Here is a 19380-nt window from a genome sequence, read left to right on the forward strand (position 1 = left end):
CGATGAGCGGTGAATGAGGACTGTATGAGCAAGACCAACGAATCTTTAATGCAACGTCGCGCCGCTGCTGTTCCACGCGGCGTGGGTCAGATTCACCCGATTTTTGCTGAGTCGGCAAAAAACGCCACCGTAACTGACGTCGAAGGTCGTGAATTTATCGACTTCGCTGGCGGTATCGCGGTGCTCAACACCGGCCACCTGCACCCTAAAGTGATTGCGGCCGTGCAGAAACAGCTGACCAAGCTGACCCACACCTGCTTCCAAGTATTGGCGTACGAGCCTTACGTTGAGCTGTGCGAAAAAATCAATGCACGGGTGCCGGGCGACTTCGTCAAGAAGACCCTGCTGGTTACAACAGGCTCAGAAGCGGTGGAAAACGCCGTGAAAATCGCCCGCGCTGCGACCGGTCGTGCCGGAGTGATTGCCTTCACTGGCGGCTACCACGGCCGCACCATGATGACCCTAGGGTTGACGGGCAAAGTGGTGCCCTACTCCGCCGGCATGGGCCTAATGCCCGGTGGCATCTTCCGTGCGCAGTACCCATGCGCGCTGCACGGCGTCAGCACAGACGACTCGATCGCCAGCATTGAGCGTATTTTCAAGAACGATGCTGAGCCTAAAGACATCGCCGCGATCATCATTGAGCCGGTGCAGGGCGAAGGTGGTTTTTACGTTGCGCCGAAAGACTTCATGCTGCGCCTGCGTGCACTGTGCGATCAGCACGGCATTCTGCTGATCGCTGACGAAGTGCAAACCGGCGCGGGTCGCACCGGCACCTTCTTCGCCATGGAGCAGATGGGGGTCAGTGCTGACTTGACCACCTTCGCTAAATCTATCGCTGGCGGTTTCCCGGTGGCTGGCGTGTGCGGCAAAGCCGAATACATGGATGCCATCGCTCCGGGCGGTTTGGGCGGCACCTATGCTGGCAGCCCGATTGCCTGCGCGGCAGCCCTGGCGGTCATCGAAGTATTTGAAGAAGAAAACCTGCTGGAGCGTTGCAAGGTTGTCGGTGAGCATTTGGTCACCGGCCTCAAGGCTATTCAAGCCAAGCACAAGGTCATCGGTGAAGTACGCGCCCTCGGTGCGATGATCGCCATTGAATTGTTTGAGGGTGGCGATCACCACAAACCCGCAGCTGCGTTGGTTGGCCAGATTGTGGCCAAGGCTCGCGATAAAGGGTTGATCCTGCTGTCGTGCGGCACCTACGGCAACGTCTTGCGCGTGCTGGTGCCTCTGACTGCCGAAGATGAACTGCTGGATCGTGGTTTGGCGATCATCGCCGAATGCTTTGACGAACTGGCGTAATCACGAAGTATTAAGTTGGCAGCAAAAAAGACCCGCTTTGCGGGTCTTTTGCGTTTGCTGCGGTGCATCGAAACAGACTTGAACTGCGACGCCTGATAACGGCTTAGCTGCCTGCCAGCTCGGCGATCAGTGAATTGACTTGCATGCTGGCCTTCTCCATATCCGTTACGGCGCGCAAGACCTTGCTCCACTCCTTCGCCTGAGCCGCCTGCAAGGCGTCATGCGCGCTGTCGTGCACCACACGGTGCGGGTGTTCCAGTTGCTGAAAGCTCCGCTGCACGCCATAGCGGGACTTAGTCTCGCTGTTCTGGTACCACTGCCCCAGACGGCATGTGGTGTGGGTGCTGAGCTGGGTATTACTGTCGTGCATAAACAAGCGCTGGTACACCGTCAGCTTAAACAGCAGGTGATCGAGTTTGACCGCCTCACAGAATGAGCCGAGCGCAATGCCTTCGATCAACCGCGTCATGTGCTCGCCCAATACCACCATCTCATTAAGCGTCTGCGCCGACCGTGAAACATCAGCAGACAAGCGCGTGGCCTCATTTGAGAGGCTGCCGATAGAGCGGCTGGCGCTGTCAGTTTCCTGGTTGATGCTGCCCACCAGCGCACTGATCTCTTGAGTGGCCTGACTGGTACGTTGCGCCAGCGCACGAACCTCATCAGCAACCACGGCAAAGCCGCGGCCTTGTTCACCGGCGCGGGCCGCCTCAATGGCGGCATTCAGTGCCAGCAAGTTAGTTTGGTCGGAGATGGCTTTGATCAGCTCGACGATACGGCTGATTTCACTGACGCGTTGCTGCAGCAAACCGACGCTTTGCACACTGCTTACGCCCTGCACTGCCATACCGCTCAACGAATCGGAGAAGCCACCCAGCAGGGCTGAAGTCTGCTGGAAGATGCCGCTGTTTTGCTCCAGCTTGGTCACTTCACGGCTCAGCTGCTCAGCCTGCGCCACGACACCATCGCGGGTCTGCGAAAGCGAATCTTCAAACTGTGAGAGTTTGCCGTGCAAGTCATGCTGATAACGGGTGACCCCATTAAGGTCGCTGCGCGCCTGCTGGTCCTGTTGGTTCTGGCTACGCAAGGCATCCAGCTCACGCTGCATGGCTAGTTTTTCTTGGTTAAGGCGACTGACTTCCTGCTCCAGACTCTCACAACGCAAACGCCACTTACTGTCGAACATGATGCGTATTACTCCAAAGGAACAGCAGCAGAGGTTATCCGGCACACCGGGTGCACAGCTTGTGTCGGCGGCCTTGTATAAAGGTTGAGGGGCATTACTGGCCGCCGCACTAGCCGCCGTGTTGCGACCTCGCTAACCGCCATTCTAGGCGCCGCGCACTAGGTGCATCTGCGCGTTATCTAGGGTGCTATCGGCCAATTGCGTCAGTGGCTGCGGATGGCCAATGCAGTAGCCTTGGGCGTAATCCAACCCCAGCGCTCGCACACATTCAAGCGTCGCTTGGCTTTCGACAAATTCCGCCACAGTACTCAAGCCCAGTTGGCGGGCAATCTGCTGCATTGAGCCGACCATGGCCTGGTTGATCGGGTCGGCCTCGATACCGCGAATAAAGCTGCCGTCGATCTTGACGATATCCAGCGGCAGATGGCGCAGGTAGGCATAGGACGCGAAGCCGCTGCCAAAATCATCCAGCGCCACTTTCAGGCCCAGGCTGCGCAGCTGTTTGATCCACTGCGCAGAGACGCCCAATTCGCCAAGGGCAACCATCTCCGTGACTTCAATGCACAGCTTATGCGCCGGCAGCTTATGGCGCAGTAACTCGCTGTGGAGCATGTCGTGAAAGTGCGCGTTAAGCAGCGAGCTGGCGGTCAGGTTGAAATTCACCTGAGCCAATTGCTGCACATGCCGCGGGTTGTCCGCCAACCACTGCAGCAGGCGCATCACCACCCAGCGGTCAATCGCGCCGAGGAAGCCATAGCGCTCAGCGGCGCCGAGGAACTGGCCGGGACTGACCCACTCACCGTTGTGCGGGTCGTGATAGCGCAGTAATACTTCATAGCGCAGGCCCTCGCTTTGCCCCTTTAACGCCAGCACGGGCTGGTAGAACAGCTCGAAATGCCCGTGCTCAATAGCGTCACGCAAGCGAGTAATCCATTGCAGCTGGCGTTGATGTTCGAGCAACACGCCATCAGCCGGGTTGAACTGCTGCACCTGATTACGCCCCAGCTGTTTGGCCAGCTGGCTGGCGCTGTCTGACCAGCTCAGCGCGGTTTCCCAATCGCTGACATCGTCGCCCAATTCCAGCAGGCCAATGCTGGCCTGCACCCTGAACGGCCGGCCCTGCCAACTAAAGACAAACTGCTCGACACAGTGGCGCAAGCTTTCCGCCTGCACCAGCGCCGCTTGAGTGTTGATTTCCCGCAGCAGCACGGCAAATTCATCGCCGCCGATGCGGGCCAGTTCAGCCTTTGCCGGCAGGTGATGCTGCAGGTGATTGGCAAGCTGGCGCAGCAGCTGATCGCCAGCAACGTGCCCGCAGAGGTCGTTGACCTGTTTGAACTGGTCAAGATCGATACTGAGCAAATGGCTGAAGCCCAACTGGCTCTCGCCTTTTAGGGTTTCACGCAACAAGCGCTCCAGCTCACGGCGATTGAGCAACCCGGTCAGCGAGTCATGGGCGGCTAGGTATTGCAGGCGCTCCTCCAGTGCACGGCGCTCACTGAGGTCGACAATAATGCCTTCGATGCAATCCTGATTAGGGCGCAGATGCAGGGACAAGTACACCCAGTACGGCTGTCCGTCGAGGCCCTGCATCTGGCATTCCTGGCTGATGGCTACCTGATTACGATGCAACTGCGCCACGTGCTCAGCCCATTGCGCCGCGCCCAATAGTTGCGGCATGGACAGCTGGTTAACGTTCGGCCCAAGGCCTAACAGGGCTGTAAAGCTGGGGTTGGCTTCAATCAGCGTACCGTTGCCGGTACAACGGAAAATCCCCTCACCGCTGCTGCTAAACAATGCTTGGTATTGCTCAAGGTTGCCCAGTGCCTGAGCATTGCTGTGCAGCAAGGCGCGACGAACACGCTCCAGCTGTTTATCGAGGATGACGCCAAACAGCAGCATGCTCAGCACTGGCAGATAGGTGTGCATGTAATCAAAGCTCGACGGCAACGGAATCACTCCACTGCGTCCCAACGGTGTCAACAGCATCAATAGCAGCACCGAACTCCAGCACAGTAAGTAGCCAAAAGCGTAAGGGCGACGCTGTCGTACACCGAGAATCAGTAGCACTAACTGGAATCCGCCGGTCAGCAGGATCAGCATATTTAACGTCTGGTAGGCGCGGTAATCACCGTAACTGCCAATGGTCCAGCCGCACACAAGCAGGATCAGCATAAACAAGCCATTGCGCAGCAAACGCAGACGACCGAGTTCTAACTTGAGTGCGCGGATAAGAAACAGGCTACTAAAAATCAGCATGCCAGGGTTCGCCAGATTGGCCAGCTGGGCCGACAACCACACCCACTGTGGCCACAGCAAGCCAGTGACTCCATGCAGGCTAGCGTTATACAACGCCACGCTAGCTGCCGTTAGGCAAAACCATAACAGCGACGTTTCACGCAGGGTGCTAAACCTCACCCAAAAAAACAGGGCCAAACTGAGTAAGGCCCCCAGCAACAGACCGCTGTGCATCCATTGTTCAGCCAGCAATAAGGAGCTTTGCTCAGCTGCCACCAGCTGCATCGGCATGCTCACCGCCGAGCCGCTTTGCACGCGAAGTAATAGGGTGTGCGGCCCTTCGCCAAGGCGCGGCAGGTTGAGCAAAATGTGCGGTGACGGAGCGCCACGCTGCAAAAAAGGCCGATGATCACCGCTATAAAGAGGCGCGATCAGCCGCTCGCGGTCGTACAACCAGACTTCAATATCGTCGAGCAGCGGCCGGTCGATGATTAAGTCGAGACTCGCGGCGCCCGGCGCATCCAAGCGAAACGCTAACCACCACGCACTGTCCGAGTAGCCCATGTGCGGCGTGCCGCGCACCAGCTGGCCGTTTTGTGCGATCAACTGCCGCACTTCACTCGCGGCCAGGTCGCCACTGGGGTCTTCCAAGACCAGGCTGACGGGCACATCCACAGGCTGTTTGAGCTGCTCATTATTGAGCACCAGGGTTGGCACATCAGCACATACCGGGGCACTGCCCAGTACTAAACCGAGCAGCAGGGCCAGCAGAGGAAGGTTGAACAGTCGGGTCATCCTGGCGCCTCAATAAACTGCGAGGTGCGCCAAGGTTCAGGCTGAACACAGCCCGCCAATTAAGGCGGGATGACGCCTGCTCAGTCTAGCTGAGAACCGGTGATTTGATTGCGCTGACAGTCTCACTCAGCTCTAACAACAAGCCGTTGATTTGCTCGGCACTCATGTTGAAGGGGTCAAAACAGTCGCTGCTGGAGTACTTCAGGAACAACCCACGGTTGATCTGCTTGGCGCCAGCCCAGCCCATGCTCCAGCTGCTGTAACGACGCACGTTTATCTCGGCGTAGTCGAGGATGGTTAAGTCCTTGTGGCGGCTGTCATCGGCGAGCCGGTTGTACAAGGCATTGACCTCAGCACGCGGACCTTCCAGCGCCTGCAAAAAGATATCAGCATTGCAGCACAGCAGCCCAGTGAGCCCTTTGCGCGGGTTATTGCGCTGCGAACTGTCGAGAATTTCGCGGATCAGCTCCGCAGATACCGAATGACTGGCGCGGCTGGCATAGGTAAGACGAACAAGCATAGAAGGCTCCATTACAGATGGTGTGAGCAGGATCAGCGGGCAAACAAGCTGCGTGCGAAAATCAGCGTACCGACGCCCCATGCCGCATTGACCAAAAAGCCAATCAACATACGGCCCGGCAGTTTTGCCACGTCAAAGCCCATGCCCTTGAGCGGGAACACGATGACCAAGGCCACGGCAGTCAAGGCAATACCGCCAAACAGCAGCGCTTTGATCCAAGGCTGCGGCTTGCTCGGCTCCCAGCGCAGCACCAGCAGCATAATCACCGCCCAGATACCGCCCCAGAAGGATGCAGACACCAACGAAGGCACCCCAAACGGTAAGGTTGGGCTTAAATTGAAGGGCGCAACCGGCACAATAGCCAAGGCGTTTAACAGACCCAGCACCGGTTGATGGAAGAACGGTACGGCTAGGAAACCCGCAACAAAGAACAGGCAAATACGCAGCATTGGACGACTCTCATTTGAATATTAGTGTCGATTTTGCCTTACCTGTACAAGATTTGTACAAATAAACACATAAGTATTGAAGCTTTGTAACAAATGCCTGCGGCCGCACTCTAGGTTGCTATGGAAAGATAACCTGCGGCACCGCAGACTTACGCCCCACCCCGCAGGCTCATCGAGTGCTGCCCAACCGCTCACGATTGGCCAAGGAGTCACATTTGCTCGCCATGCTCCCGCTGCTCGACCAGCTCGCGTTTCCCTCTATTCAACGAGGTCGACTGGAAGCGCTGCAAATCAACCTGACTTACCTGTGCAACCAACGTTGCCTGCATTGCCATGTGAATGCCGGGCCGACCCGCACCGAGGCCATGACCGACGAGAGTCTGGCCTTGGTGCATCAGGTGATCGACGCGCACTCGGTGCAAACCCTCGACCTCACCGGCGGCGCGCCAGAAATGCACCCACGCTTTCGCGAACTGGTCAGCCATGCCCGCCGTGCAGGCTTGCGGGTCATTGACCGCTGCAACCTGACCATTCTTAGCGAACCGGGTTATGCCGACTTGGCCCAGTTCCTCGCGGATCAGGGCGTGGAGGTCAGTGCCTCACTGCCCTGCTACTCGCGCGACAATGTGGATAAACAACGTGGCGATGGCGTATTCGATGCCAGCATCAAAGGCCTGCAACAGCTCAACGCATTGGGTTATGGCCAGCCTGGCAGCGGTCTGATCCTGAATCTGGTGTTCAACCCCCAAGGCGCCAGCCTACCGCCCCCGCAAGCCGCGCTGGAAGCGGAGTACAAACGCCACTTGGCTGAAGATTTTGGCATCGTCTTTAATCACCTGCTGACCATCACCAACCAGCCGATTGCACGCTTTGGTAGCACCTTGGTCAGCAAGGGCCAGTTCAATGACTATATGCAGTTGCTGCGCGACAGTTACCGCCCGGAAAACCTTGAGCCGCTGATGTGCCGCTCGCTGGTCAGCGTCGACTGGCAGGGTTACTTGTATGACTGCGACTTCAACCAGATGCTCGATCTGCCGCTACAGTTGCAAAGCCAGCTGATCGGCCGTGAGCGGGCGCATTTGCGTGACCTGCTTAACGCGAACCTAGACGGCAACGCTATCGTCACCCGTGACCACTGTTACGCCTGCACGGCCGGGCAAGGCTCCAGCTGCGCGGGCAGTCTCACTTCCTAAGGATCGATTCATGCAACCGACCAGTCTTACCGGGCTTTTTTTCTGGGGCTTTTTGCTGGTCTACGGCGCGTTAATGCTGGCCTTATCGCCACGCGCCGTGACCCTTGGTGGTTTCTTCAATGGTGAGGACAGCCGCGGCCGCAGCGCCAGCCCTTGGCTGATCACCTCGAGTATTTTTATCAGCTGGATCTTCGCCAAGTCGGTAACCAACGCGGCTAACCTTGGCGCGACGTATGGTTTGGTCGGTGGCCTAGCCTATGCCATGTATTGGTTGTCGATTCCGCTGACCGGTTTTGTCATCTATCGCCTGCGCCGACGTTTTGCGGCCACGGGTTTGGTCAGCTTTCTCAGCAGTCATTACGGCCGTGGCGCGGCGCTGGCATTCTCGGCCGCGATTTTAATCCGCCTGTTCAATGAGGTATGGAGCAACACCGCCGTGGTCGGCGGTTACTACGGCGACTCGGGCAGCCTTGAGTTTATTGCCTCAGCGTTGTTATTCACCGCGGTAACCCTGGCCTACAGCCTACGCGGCGGCTTGCGCAGCTCGATCCTTACCGATGCCGCGCAGGCGGCGATCTTTGTCGTCGCGCTGGTCTGGGTGCTGGGTTTGGTCTTGCCGCAGCATTCCCCCAGCGAGCTGGCCAGCACCAGCAACTGGGCGCTGAATGCGGGGGTTGATCTGCTGCTGGTGGCCGGTCTGCAAGCCTTTAGTTATGGCTTCCATGACCCGGTGCTGACCGATCGCGGCTTTATCAGTGAAGAAAAAGCCATGCGCCGCTCCTTCGTCATTGCCGGTGTGCTGGGCTTTATCGCCATCTTGGCGTTCAGCCTGATCGGTGTGCATGCGCAACTCACCGGCCTCGCCGCCTCAGACAACGTACCCGCCGCCTTGGCTAAAACCATGGGCATTGGCGCGCTGATGGTGATGACCGTGGTGATGGTTTCCGCCGCCGGCTCAACCCTGGACTCCACCTTCTCTAGCCTGGCCAAACTGGCCGGGCGTGAGCTACCCAAGCTGGCCGGGCGCGACTTGGGGCAGAAAGCCATTGGCGTGGGCATGGCCGTGATGGTGGTGTTCGCCCTGCTCGGCAACTTGCCGATGATTGCCGGCACCGACATTCTCAAGGCCACCACGATTAGCGGCACCATGGTCATCGGCCTGGCCCCCGTGTTTATTCTGCATGGCCTGACCACGCCCACGCGTTTGGGCTTTCACCTGAGTTTCTGGACCGGCATCGGCCTCGGCGTGGGCCTGACCCTGAACTGGATTCCACAAAGCTGGGCCATCGGTGATGGCAAATACGCCGTGCTGCTGGGCACCAACCTGTATGGCTTGGGCCTCTGTGTGCTGGGCTACCTGATTCCCGGCTGGTTACGCACTCGCCCGCAAGGTATCGCTTGATGCGTGCAGGCCGCGATTGCCCGCTGGACTATCGCCTAGCGCGAGATGCCTTCGCCGGCGAGCCACTTTTCGATTGTGAAGCCCTCTACGTGGTCGGTGGCTTGTACGGCAATCGTCAGGCCCTGAGCGCGTTAGAGAAACGTTTGATCACTGAACCGGGCGCGCGCGTGGTGTTTAACGGTGATGCCCACTGGTTTGATCGCGATGCCGAGATTTTTCAGCAGATCGAACACGGTCTAAGCGCTCATCTGGCGCTGCGTGGCAATGTCGAAACGGAGCTGGGCCGTGCCGATGACAGCGGCGCCGGCTGTGGCTGCGCTTACCCCGCAAGCGTGGACGACGGCGTGGTCGAACGCTCCAATGCGATCCAGCTGGCGTTAAACCACACCGTGCAGAGCCTGCCCGGTATGGCCGAACGCTTGGCCGCGCGACCCAGCACCGCGCTGGTCAACGTAGGCGGCCAACGCGTTGCCATCAGCCATGGTGACGAGCAATCCCTGGCTGGCTGGGCGTGCTCGCGTGAAGCCCTGACTGACAAGCCCCGCCAGCAGCAGCTGGACGCTTGGCTGCAGGCGCAAAACCTTCAGGTATTGGCCACCAGCCATAGCTGCGCGGCCGCCGCGTTGAACCTTACGCACGGCGCGGTGATCAATAACGGTGCCGCCGGCCTGCCCAATTTTGCCGGCGGCTACTATGGCCTGCTCAGCCGCATCGCCACCACGCCACATCCGGCGGCGCTGTACCGCTGTCAGCGTGACGGGCTATTTATCGAGGCCTTGGCGCTGAACTACGATCACCCTGCTTTTCTCGCCGACTTCGACCGCCATTGGCCTGCATCCAGCCCGGCGGCGTTATCTTATCGCTCACGTATTTTAGGGGCTGTTGCGGATCAGCCGCAGCTCGCCCTACTGGCCGGTTTTAGCCTGTGCCAAAGCCTTTGCGCTCTGGAGGCGCTGACTGATGAATAGCCGCAAACTTGCCTTGATGGGCGTGATTTTGGCCCTGCTGGGCAGCTTCTTTATTTTTGATATTGGCCAATACCTGAACCTTGATGCACTCAAGGCTCAGCAGACGGCGCTGAATGCTCACGTCGCCGATCAGCCCTGGCTGGCTGCTGGGGTGTTCTTCCTCGCCTACGTTGCGGTTACGGCGCTGTCGCTGCCTGGCGCAGCGTTGATGACCCTGCTTGCTGGCGCACTGTTTGGCCTGCTTGAAGGCTTTGTACTGGTGTCATTTGCCTCCACCGCCGGGGCCACGCTGGCCATGCTCAGCAGTCGTTTCCTGCTGCGTGACTGGGTACAGGGGCGTTTTGGTCAACGGCTGGCCAAGATCGACGCCGGCATAGAGCGCGAAGGTCCTTTCTATCTGTTCGCCCTGCGCCTGGTGCCGGCTTTCCCATTCTTCCTGATCAACCTGGCCATGGGCCTGACGCGGCTGCCGGTTCGCACCTATTGGTGGGTCAGCCAGCTGGGCATGCTGCCGGGTACCTTGGTGTTCGTGAACGCCGGCCGTGAGCTGGGCCAGCTGGAGTCGCTTTCCGGCATCCTCTCGCCGGGCCTGCTCGGCGCCTTCGTGCTGCTCGGCGTGTTCCCGCTGATCGCCCGTAAGCTGCTCGGGCTGATTCAGGCTCGTCGGGTTTACGCCGGCTGGCACAAACCAAAAAGCTTTGATCGCAACCTGCTGGTGATTGGCGCCGGTGCCGGCGGCTTGGTCAGCGCCTATATCGCTGCAGCGGTGAAGGCCAAGGTCAGCCTGATCGAAAAACACCAAATGGGTGGCGACTGCCTGAACACCGGCTGCGTACCTTCCAAGGCGCTGCTGCGCTCAGCCAAACTGGCTAACGAATTGAAGAAAGGTGAGGCCCTGGGCTTCACCGGCGTGCAGGGACAAGTGGACTTCCCCGCCGTCATGGCGCGCATTCAGCGGGTTATTGCTGATATCGAGCCGCACGATTCGGTGGAACGTTACACCGGGCTAGGTGTTGAGGTGATTCAGGGTGAGGCGAAAATCCTCTCGCCTTGGTCAGTTGCAGTTAATGGCCAAACCCTGACCAGCCGCAACTTGATCATCGCGGCCGGCGCACGGCCACTGGTGCCGAATATTCCCGGCCTGGATCAAGTTCGCGCCTACACCTCGGACACCATCTGGGGCCTACGCGAACAACCGCGCTGGTTGCTGGTGCTGGGGGGCGGGCCGATTGGCTGCGAGTTAGCCCAGGCCTTCCAGCGCCTTGGCAGCCAAGTGATTCAGGTCGAACTGGCCGAGCGCCTGCTGCCGCGCGAGGACGCTGACGCCAGCGAGCTGGTGCTCAACAGCCTGCGCGCTGACGGCGTCGATGTGCGCCTGCAACACCGCGCTGAGCGCTTTGAAGTGATCAACGGCGAGCAACGCATGATCGCCCGTCGCCAAGATACGGGTGAGGAAGTCACCATCGCGTTCGATGGCCTGCTGCTGGCCCTCGGTCGGGTGGCCAATGTCAGCGGTTACGGCGTCGAAGAGCTGGGCCTGACGGTGCGGCCCAACGGCACCTTGGAAACCGATGAATACCTCGCCACGCGCTTCCCCAATATCTATGCCGTGGGCGATGTCACCGGGCCTTACCAGTTCACCCATGTCGCGGCGCATCAAGCCTGGTTTGCTGCAGTCAATGCACTGTTTAGCGGTTTCAAGCGCTTCAAAGTGGATTACCGGGTGATCCCCGCTTGCACCTTTACCGACCCGGAAGTGGCGCGGGTCGGCCTCTCCGAAGGCGAAGCCAAAGCGCAGAACATCCCGTATGAGGTGACCCGCTATGGCATTGACGATCTTGATCGCGCCATCGCCGACGAAGCCGCCCACGGTTATGTAAAAGTGCTGACCGTGCCGGGCAAAGATAAGATTCTTGGGGCCACTATTGTCGGCGAGCACGCGGGCGAACTCCTCGCCGAGTACGTGTTGGCGATGAAGCACAACTTGGGCCTGAATAAGATTCTCGGCACCATTCACACGTACCCGACCATGGCCGAAGCGAACAAGTATGCAGCGGGTGAATGGAAGCGTGCGCATGCCCCGCAAGGACTGTTGCGATTGGTTGAACGCTTCCACACATGGCGGCGCAGCTGATGCGTTACTTGGCGCTGAGCCTGCTGCTGGCGGCACCGCTGGCTCAAGCCGACAACCTGCTGACAGCGTGGACAGCTGGCCCGCCGGCCGGCGAATGGTCCACGCCGTGGAAGCGGGCGGACATTCCCAAGCTCAAGCCATCTGAACGCACGCTGGTGGACATGGGCGGCAAACGTGCCCTGCGCATCAACGCCGATGCCGCCGCCGGTGGTCTGCTGCATCCGCTGAGCCTGCCCGGCGATCAAGCCTGGCAACTCAGCTGGCAATGGCGCACTGAGCAGCGCCTAGACAAGGCCCGCTTCGCCACCCGCGAGGGCGACGATTACGCCGCGCGAGTGTATGTGTTGCTGGATTATCCGCTGGACTCGCTGAGCTTTGTCACCCGGCAAAAGCTGCGCTTAGCGCGCACCTTTTTTGATCCCGACCTGCCGGCGGCAACCCTCAGTTACGTCTGGGACAACCGCGAAGCGCCGGGCACACATGCCCGTAGCGCCTACACCGAAACGGTCGAGATGGTTGTGCTGCGCGGCCCGCAAGCGCCGCTCGGGCAATGGTTAACCGAGTCGCGCGACCTGCGCGCCGATGCCATCGCTGCCTTCGGCAGCGCGCCGCGCAAGATCCTCGGTGTGGTGTTTGCAGCGGACAGCGACAACACCGGCGAGTCCGCCGAAAGCTACTTTGCCGCGCCGCAGGTGCGTCGCGCCCCTTAAACCCAACGCCGCACCCGCGCGCAGTATTGGGCAAAGTCCTGCCCAAACAGCGCGTGCAGTGCGCGCTCCTCCGCACTGATCTGGAAGCGGTTCATGTACAGCACAAAACCGACCACCCCGAGCAGAGCCGGTGGCCAGGCCAGCAGCAGCGTCCACGCCAACAGCACCACGGCGATGCCTAAATACATGGGGTTGCGCGTGTACTGATAGACCCCAGAGGTGACCAATGCCGAGGCCTTCTGCGGCTTCAACGGGCTAAATGTGGTGCGCACTTGCTTAAATAAGCGCATCCCAGCCATGGACAACAGAACCCCCAACAGCATAATCGGCAGGGCAATGCCCAGCCGCCATGGAAAGGCCACCTGAAGGTTGAATGACCATTGCTGTGCTCCCAGCCACATCAGCAGCGCGCAAAGAAAGGCGATCAGAGGTGGGGGAATACGGTTGTTTAACCCATTCATGTGGACATGTCCTTCGCTTCTGGTGACTGTGGTCTGCTGTATGTTGTCTATTGCCCAAGCGCCTGGATAGACACTGTGGCCGGTTCGACTTGGGTAATGCGGGCCACGCTTGTGTGTGCGATCGCAAGCGTTGCATAGATTGGCCACCCGTTACGACCCGCGTATTGCTGCGCATCAACCTCTTCGACAATCAGGGACGCCTCACATTGACTGACCACTACGACCTGCTACTGATCGGCGCCGGTCACGCCCACCTCGGCGTGCTGCGCCGCTGGGCATTGGTCGACCGCCCGCCGGGGCGTATTGCTCTGATTAGCCCTGGCCCTGCGGCCTGGTATTCCGGCATGTTGCCGGGTCTGCTGGCAGGGCGGCACAGCGCCGCAGATTGCCAAGTGGAGCTGCCGGCGCTCTGTCGCGCGGCCAAGGTCGAGCTGATCATCAGCCCGGTTGAAGGCCTGTCTGCGGCTCAACAGCAAGTGCAGTTGAGTGATGGTCGCAGCCTTAATGCGGACTGGTTGTCGCTCAATGTTGGCGCACAAATCGGCCTACCACCCCAGCGTGGCGAGGGCATGCAACTGCTGGCCGTCAAACCCTTCGACACCTTCTTTGCCGGCTGGCAACGCTGGCAGGCTGCACCACAACCTATGGCGATTCTTGGTGGCGGCGCAGCAGGGGTTGAGTTGGCGCTGGCCTTGGCCGGTAAAGTGCCGCACGTGGCGTTGTTCAGCGCCGGTCATCTGCTTGATGGCTTGTCGCCGGGGGTGCGTTTGCGTGCGCTGGGGCATCTGCGTCAACACGCCGTGGAGGTGCGCGAGGACTGCCCGATCAGCCGCATCGAAAACGACTGCCTACTCAGCGGTAATGAGCCCGTGTGGCGTGGCCAGCGCTTGTTACTGGCCAGCGGCGCCAAGGCATTTGCGTGGCCAACACACAGCGGCCTAGGCTGCGATGAACGCGGTTTTGTCCTGATTGCACCCACGCTGCAAAGTTACACCCACCCCACTATTTTTGCCGTGGGTGACTGCGCCAGCCTACCCGGCGCACGCAAAAGCGGCGTCTATGCCGTGCGCCAAGGCCCGGTGCTAGCAGCCAATTTGAATGCCGCGCTGCGCGGCTTGGCGCTTAAACGCTACCGCCCACAACCACAAAGCTTGGCCTTGCTGGCCACTGGCGATGGCGGCGCACTGCTGGACTGGCATGGCTACAGCGCCGACGGCCAACTCTATGGCCGGTGGAAGGACTACCTTGATAAGGGCTTTATCCAGCGTCATCGTTTTTAGCCTCTGGGCGCTTCACCAAGCGAAGCGATAAGCGTACGTGCGACCAAAGTGCCATGGCCCATGACCGTCATGGGTGCTCGAATCAGCCTTACGGTTAAGGTTGGCCGCAGGAGCATCACCCACTATGGTCTACAGAATCGACGACAACAGCCGATTGCCTACCCAGGCCAAGCAAACAGCAGCAACAGGCTCGACCCGCCTACGCCAGGCCCATGGCCATAGCGGCACGGCGCAGAAAGGCTCTGGTGTGAGCCCGGCCAGAACAAAAATAATGAGGTTTGTCATGCGTTCTGCGTTTATTACCTACCCCAAGGCCTGCCTGCTGCACGCCATCGGCCTGGCCGGATTGATGGCGGTCTACCAGCAAATTCAGCTGCCTTGGTTTATCAGCATTCCATCTTTTCTTCTGTTGGCCCTGTGGCCGTGGTTAGGGCCATGGCAGCGCCAACATGAAGAACAACCGCTGCACACCGATGCGCAGCAAAGTCCGTTCAGCAGCCTTAGCCAAAATTTGTCACGGCAAACCTGCCACAACGCCCTCGCGGCCGCTGAGGTGGCCCATGCGGCGCAACATTTAGCCGGCAAACTGACCTCGCAGCTGGCCGCGACCGAGCAAATCGACCACGCCGCCGAAGCCATCACTCACACCGAACAGGACAACGCCCAGCGCGCCGAGCACACCTTGCTGGCGGCGCAAAGCGTGCGGCAGAGCAGCAACAGCGGGCAGCAGGAACTGCGTCAAGCCATCACCACCATGCAGCACCTGAGCGCACAAACCAGCACCAGCCGCGAGCTGATTGATGGCCTCAGTGCGCGCACTGAGCAGATCGAAAAAGTCACTCAGGTGATCCAATCTATCGCCAGCCAAACTAACTTGCTGGCGCTCAATGCGGCCATCGAGGCCGCCCGCGCCGGTGACCTCGGCCGCGGCTTTGCCGTGGTCGCCGATGAAGTGCGCAACCTCGCTGGACGCACCAGCAGCGCCACCGAAGAGGTTACGCAAATGGTCAGCGACATCCGCCAGCAGAGCGCCGCAGTGGTCAGCCATATGCAACAACAAGCCGAGCAGCTGACCTTGGCCGCACAGCAGGTTGAGCACACCGGCGAGCAATTACAGGGTATCGCCAGCCTGGCCGAGGAGGTTGAAGTGCAGGTCGGGCACATCGACACCGGCACCCGACACAACCATGAACGCCTAGCGGAGTTGTCCGTTGCCGTCGGCCAACTGCGCAACGATGTCAGCGACAGCGAGGGCCAAACCCGCCAGCTCAGCAGCGCGGCTGAGCGCTTAGTCGGTCAGGCCGAACGCATCAGCGAGCAGCTCGCCGAAGTCGGCTTGGATGACTATCACCAGCGTATTTTTGACCTGGCGCTTAGCGCCGCCAAGCAAATTGCCGTGCAGTTTGAAACCGATATAAGCCAAGGCAGAATCAGCGCAAATGATTTGTTCGACCGCCATTACCAGCCGATTGCGGGTAGCTTCCCGGCCAAATACAGCACCCGCTTTGACCGCTATGCCGACGGCGTGCTGCCTGCCATTCAGGAACCGCTGCTCAGCCAGCACGAAGGCTTGGTATTCGTCATCGCCTGCACGCCGGAAGGCTATGTACCGACCCACAACAGCGCCTTCAACCATGCACAAACCGGCGACCGCGCCGTGGACAGCCTGAAGAGCCGCAGCAAACGCCTGTTCAACGACCGCACCGGCATCCGCTGCGGCAGCCATCAGAAGCCTTTGCTGCTGCAAACCTACATGCGCGACACCGGCGAGCTGATGCACGACTTGTCTGTGCCGATCATGATTCAGGGCCGGCATTGGGGCGGCCTGCGTTTGGGCTACAAGCCGCAGCCATAACGCCTAAACGCCCAGCGCCCGGCGCCTTAATCCGGCCCGGCGCAGCGACCTGCGCCGTGGCTATGCGCGGTGCCCTATGGACACTCCAGCGCTTAGCCTGCTTGCGGTCTTAACGCTGCAAGGGCTGGGTTATGCATACACTCGATACTCATCATTAAGCCTTTTCAGTTATCGAGACGGCACAACCCGCTTAACCTGCACGCCATTCATACCATTACGGGCTGTGGCCCAAGGAATACGCCATGAAGATTCTGTTAGTACTGACATCGCACGACCAACTCGGCGACACCGGGAAAAAGACCGGCTTCTGGCTGGAGGAATTCGCCTCACCCTACTACGTCTTTAAAGATGCTGGCGCGCAGCTGACCCTGGCATCACCCAAGGGTGGCCAGCCGCCGCTTGATCCCAAAAGTGACGACGCCGATGCACAAACAGCGGCCACCGAGCGCTTTAAGGCTGACCCCGCCGCACAACACGCGCTGGCCAACACCGTGCCGCTGAACCAGGTAAAAGCCGACGACTTTGACGCCGTGTTTTACCCAGGTGGCCATGGCCCGCTGTGGGATTTGGCCGAGGACCGCACCTCCATCGCCCTGATCGAGCACTTCCACAGACAAAACAAACCCGTGGCAGCGGTCTGCCATGCACCGGGGGTGCTGCGCCATGTGAAGGCCGCTGACGGCCAGCCCTTAGTCAGCGGCAAAAAGGTGACCGGCTTTAGCAACAGCGAAGAAGCCGCTGTGCAGCTGACCACGGTGGTGCCGTTTTTGCTGCAGGACATGCTGATCGCTAACGGTGGGCATTACTCCAGCGTCAACGACTGGCAGAGCCATGTGAAGGTCGATGGCCTGCTTATCACGGGGCAAAATCCGGCGTCCTCGGAGGCGACAGCCGAAGCCTTGCTGACGCTGCTCAAGCACCACTAACCCGCACTCAGCACACGCCGTGCGCCACGCCGTTTGACCGCCAGAGGAAATTTCGACCATGCAACTGAATGCCGATTTCAGCCAACGTGCGCTGGTGCGCCCGGACGACAGCCCTTGGCGCGCATCGCCGATGCCGGGGGTGGAACGGCGCATGCTCGACCGCATTGGCGAAGAGGTGGCCCGCGCCACCTCCATCGTGCGCTATGCCGCAGACTCTCACTTCAGCGCCCATCAGCATCCGGGCGGTGAAGAGTTTTTGGTGCTCGACGGCGTCTTTTCCGATGAGCGCGGCGATTACCCGGCCGGCACCTACGTGCGCAACCCCATCGGCAGCCAGCACGCACCCTTCAGCCGAGAGGGCTGCACAATCTTGGTCAAACTGATGCAATTTGCCGAAGATGACCGCGAACATGTGGTGATCGACAGCCGCCGCGCCGAATGGCGTCAAGGTTTAGTCCCGGGCCTGCAGGTATTGCCGCTGCATCAACATGGCAGCGAAAACGTGGCCCTGGTGCGCTGGGCGCCCGGCACTTATTTCAACGCGCACCGGCATTGGGGCGGTGAGGAAATTTTTGTCCTTGAAGGCACCTTTCAAGATGAGTTCGGTGACTACCCGGCCGGGAGCTGGCTGCGCAGCCCGCACCTGTCACAGCACACCCCGTTCAGCGAACAGGGCTGCCTGATTTGGGTGAAAACCGGGCACCTGCCCGATTAACCCAGGCTGGCCATCAACCGCTTATAAACACGGGTGCGGCGCGCGGTTTTCAGTTGCTCCAGCAGCAACGCGCGCAACGGCGACACCTGCGCATCAGTGCGTTTACCGTTACTGAGCCGGCGCAGTTGAAACTTCACCGTGGCCATGTACGCCAGCGAGGCAAAGGCCTTGTTCTTCCAGCGAATCGGCGGCAACTCGGCACGCGCTTCGCGCTGCCCGGCCTGCCATTGTTTCGGCAATGCCGGCTCAATCGCCAGCGCCGTGCCGATGCCCGCCATGGCCACACCGCTGGCCAATACTTGCTCGACGACCGGCAAGCGGCGAATGCCGCCGGTGACCATGATCGGCATCTTCGCCACAGCGGCAATCTCGCCGGCGAACTCCAGAAAATAGGCCTCGCGCGCCAAGGTCCGACCGTCGCGCGCATCACCCTGCATCGCCGGTGCTTCGTAGCTGCCACCCGACAATTCGACCATGTCTACCGCCAACCCATTAAGCAGCAACACCACCTGCTTAGCGTCCGCTTCGGCAAAGCCGCCGCGCTGAAAGTCCGCCGAATTGAGTTTGACCGCCACGCTGAAACCCGGCGTGACCCGTGCACGCACCGCCTTGATCACTTCCAGCAGCAGCCGGGCGCGGTTCTCCAGCGAACCGCCCCAGCTGTCGGTGCGCTTATTGCTCAACGGCGAAAGAAATTGGCTAATTAGATAGCCATGCGCAGCATGAATCTGCACGCCATTAAAACCAGCCTCCTCAGCCAGTTGCGCACTGCGCGCAAAGCGCTGAATCAAATCTGCAATCTCGGCCTCATCCAGCGCCTTGGGCAGCGGGAACATCTTCGACAAACCGCCCAACTCCAGCGCCACGGCCGAGGGCGCGACGGTTTGCTGGCCAAGATTGGCCTGCATCTGCCGCCCCGGATGATTGAGTTGCATCCAGATCTGCGCGCCTTGGCAGCGGCCAATACGTGCCCACTCGCGGAATTTATCCAGCTGACGCTCGTCTTCCAACACCACCCCGCCGGGGCCGGTCATGGCGTGCCGGTCGATCATCACATTACCGGTCAGGAGCAAACCGGTGCCGCCTTCAGCCCACGCCTGATACAAGCGCAACAGCTCGGCAGACGGGCCCTGCGTGAGGTCGGCCAGGTTTTCTTCCATCGCCGCCTTGGCAATACGATTGGGGATGACGCTGCCGTTGGGCAGGTGCAGGGCTTCGAACGGGCTCATAAAGGACTCCGGGA

16 protein-coding genes are annotated in these 19380 nt (G+C 60.1%); 10 read left to right on the top strand and 6 right to left on the bottom strand.

Annotated elements, in window-relative coordinates; all coding sequences use genetic code 11:
• The first annotated feature begins 24 nt into the window (after positions 1-24).
• Positions 25-1305, top strand: a complete 1281-nt coding sequence (gene gabT / locus WF513_RS17220; protein ID WP_339080632.1) for a 4-aminobutyrate--2-oxoglutarate transaminase — start codon at positions 25-27, stop codon at positions 1303-1305.
• 103 nt (positions 1306-1408) lie between these two features.
• Here gabT and WF513_RS17225 read toward each other — a convergent pair whose 3' ends face one another.
• From WF513_RS17225 to WF513_RS17240, 4 genes are all read right to left on the bottom strand, one after another.
• A complete protein-coding gene (locus WF513_RS17225) occupies positions 1409-2491 on the bottom strand; it encodes a methyl-accepting chemotaxis protein (protein ID WP_339080633.1) in 1083 nt (360 codons plus the stop codon).
• A 144-nt stretch (positions 2492-2635) separates the two neighbouring features.
• Positions 2636-5524 carry an EAL domain-containing protein gene (locus tag WF513_RS17230; protein WP_339080634.1) on the bottom strand — a complete coding sequence of 963 codons (2889 nt, stop codon included), beginning with the start codon at positions 5522-5524 and terminating at the stop codon, positions 2636-2638.
• Between the two features lie 85 nt (positions 5525-5609).
• Positions 5610-6044 carry a BLUF domain-containing protein gene (locus WF513_RS17235; protein WP_339080635.1) on the bottom strand — a complete coding sequence of 145 codons (435 nt, stop codon included), beginning with the start codon at positions 6042-6044 and terminating at the stop codon, positions 5610-5612.
• 32 nt (positions 6045-6076) lie between these two features.
• A complete protein-coding gene (locus WF513_RS17240; RefSeq protein ID WP_339080636.1) occupies positions 6077-6493 on the bottom strand; it encodes a hypothetical protein in 417 nt (138 codons plus the stop codon).
• 224 nt (positions 6494-6717) lie between these two features.
• On the opposite strand from WF513_RS17240, the gene arsS reads away from it, so the two are divergent.
• From arsS to WF513_RS17265, 5 genes are read left to right on the top strand one after another with little or no spacing between them, the layout of a single operon-like run.
• Complete coding sequence (gene arsS / locus WF513_RS17245) at positions 6718-7686, top strand: arsenosugar biosynthesis radical SAM (seleno)protein ArsS (RefSeq protein WP_339083645.1); 969 nt, start codon at positions 6718-6720, stop codon at positions 7684-7686.
• 10 nt (positions 7687-7696) lie between these two features.
• A complete protein-coding gene (locus WF513_RS17250) occupies positions 7697-9088 on the top strand; it encodes a sodium:solute symporter (protein ID WP_339080637.1) in 1392 nt (463 codons plus the stop codon).
• On the top strand, positions 9088-10056 hold the full coding sequence (locus WF513_RS17255) for a hypothetical protein (protein ID WP_339080638.1): 969 nt from the start codon (positions 9088-9090) through the stop codon (positions 10054-10056). The genes WF513_RS17250 and WF513_RS17255 overlap by 1 nt, the downstream gene beginning before the upstream one ends.
• Positions 10049-12190 carry an FAD-dependent oxidoreductase gene (locus WF513_RS17260; RefSeq protein ID WP_339080639.1) on the top strand — a complete coding sequence of 714 codons (2142 nt, stop codon included), beginning with the start codon at positions 10049-10051 and terminating at the stop codon, positions 12188-12190. Before WF513_RS17255 ends, WF513_RS17260 begins: the two co-directional genes overlap by 8 nt.
• Complete coding sequence (locus WF513_RS17265) at positions 12175-12900, top strand: DUF3047 domain-containing protein (protein ID WP_339080640.1); 726 nt, start codon at positions 12175-12177, stop codon at positions 12898-12900. The genes WF513_RS17260 and WF513_RS17265 overlap by 16 nt, the downstream gene beginning before the upstream one ends.
• Here the strand turns inward: WF513_RS17265 and WF513_RS17270 are convergent.
• Positions 12897-13361: an isoprenylcysteine carboxylmethyltransferase family protein gene (locus WF513_RS17270; RefSeq protein ID WP_339080641.1), complete on the bottom strand. Its 465-nt coding sequence runs from the start codon at positions 13359-13361 to the stop codon at positions 12897-12899. The genes WF513_RS17265 and WF513_RS17270 overlap by 4 nt on opposite strands.
• A 164-nt stretch (positions 13362-13525) precedes the next feature.
• Between WF513_RS17270 and WF513_RS17275 the strand changes: the two genes are divergently transcribed.
• The 4 genes from WF513_RS17275 to WF513_RS17290 all read left to right on the top strand — a co-directional run bounded on the left by WF513_RS17275 (position 13526) and on the right by WF513_RS17290 (position 18137).
• Entirely contained in the window at positions 13526-14641 is a 1116-nt protein-coding gene (locus tag WF513_RS17275) for an FAD-dependent oxidoreductase (protein ID WP_339080642.1), read from the top strand.
• 283 nt (positions 14642-14924) lie between these two features.
• Positions 14925-16496 carry a methyl-accepting chemotaxis protein gene (locus WF513_RS17280; protein ID WP_339080643.1) on the top strand — a complete coding sequence of 524 codons (1572 nt, stop codon included), beginning with the start codon at positions 14925-14927 and terminating at the stop codon, positions 16494-16496.
• A gap of 242 nt (positions 16497-16738) precedes the next feature.
• A complete protein-coding gene (locus WF513_RS17285) occupies positions 16739-17422 on the top strand; it encodes a type 1 glutamine amidotransferase domain-containing protein (RefSeq protein WP_339080644.1) in 684 nt (227 codons plus the stop codon).
• A gap of 58 nt (positions 17423-17480) precedes the next feature.
• Positions 17481-18137 (top strand): cupin domain-containing protein, encoded by a 657-nt coding sequence (locus WF513_RS17290; protein WP_339080645.1) that lies wholly within the window; start codon positions 17481-17483, stop codon positions 18135-18137.
• Here WF513_RS17290 and WF513_RS17295 read toward each other — a convergent pair.
• Positions 18134-19366 (bottom strand): NADH:flavin oxidoreductase/NADH oxidase family protein, encoded by a 1233-nt coding sequence (locus WF513_RS17295; RefSeq protein ID WP_339080646.1) that lies wholly within the window; start codon positions 19364-19366, stop codon positions 18134-18136. The genes WF513_RS17290 and WF513_RS17295 overlap by 4 nt on opposite strands.
• Between the last annotated feature and the right edge of the window lie 14 nt (positions 19367-19380).

The sequence above is a fragment of the Pseudomonas sp. TMP9 genome, from assembly GCF_037943105.1.
In the GTDB taxonomy this organism is placed as follows: Bacteria; Pseudomonadota; Gammaproteobacteria; order Pseudomonadales; family Pseudomonadaceae; genus Aquipseudomonas.

Coding starts and splice junctions, on each gene's coding strand:
- gabT (WP_339080632.1), top strand. CDS start 25: ATGAGCAAGACCAACGAATCTTTAATGCAACGTCGCGCCGCTGCTGTT.
- WF513_RS17225 (WP_339080633.1), bottom strand. CDS start 2,491: ATGTTCGACAGTAAGTGGCGTTTGCGTTGTGAGAGTCTGGAGCAGGAA.
- WF513_RS17230 (WP_339080634.1), bottom strand. CDS start 5,524: ATGACCCGACTGTTCAACCTTCCTCTGCTGGCCCTGCTGCTCGGTTTA.
- WF513_RS17235 (WP_339080635.1), bottom strand. CDS start 6,044: ATGCTTGTTCGTCTTACCTATGCCAGCCGCGCCAGTCATTCGGTATCT.
- WF513_RS17240 (WP_339080636.1), bottom strand. CDS start 6,493: ATGCTGCGTATTTGCCTGTTCTTTGTTGCGGGTTTCCTAGCCGTACCG.
- arsS (WP_339083645.1), top strand. CDS start 6,718: ATGCTCCCGCTGCTCGACCAGCTCGCGTTTCCCTCTATTCAACGAGGT.
- WF513_RS17250 (WP_339080637.1), top strand. CDS start 7,697: ATGCAACCGACCAGTCTTACCGGGCTTTTTTTCTGGGGCTTTTTGCTG.
- WF513_RS17255 (WP_339080638.1), top strand. CDS start 9,088: ATGCGTGCAGGCCGCGATTGCCCGCTGGACTATCGCCTAGCGCGAGAT.
- WF513_RS17260 (WP_339080639.1), top strand. CDS start 10,049: ATGAATAGCCGCAAACTTGCCTTGATGGGCGTGATTTTGGCCCTGCTG.
- WF513_RS17265 (WP_339080640.1), top strand. CDS start 12,175: ATGGCGGCGCAGCTGATGCGTTACTTGGCGCTGAGCCTGCTGCTGGCG.
- WF513_RS17270 (WP_339080641.1), bottom strand. CDS start 13,361: ATGAATGGGTTAAACAACCGTATTCCCCCACCTCTGATCGCCTTTCTT.
- WF513_RS17280 (WP_339080643.1), top strand. CDS start 14,925: ATGCGTTCTGCGTTTATTACCTACCCCAAGGCCTGCCTGCTGCACGCC.
- WF513_RS17285 (WP_339080644.1), top strand. CDS start 16,739: ATGAAGATTCTGTTAGTACTGACATCGCACGACCAACTCGGCGACACC.
- WF513_RS17290 (WP_339080645.1), top strand. CDS start 17,481: ATGCAACTGAATGCCGATTTCAGCCAACGTGCGCTGGTGCGCCCGGAC.
- WF513_RS17295 (WP_339080646.1), bottom strand. CDS start 19,366: ATGAGCCCGTTCGAAGCCCTGCACCTGCCCAACGGCAGCGTCATCCCC.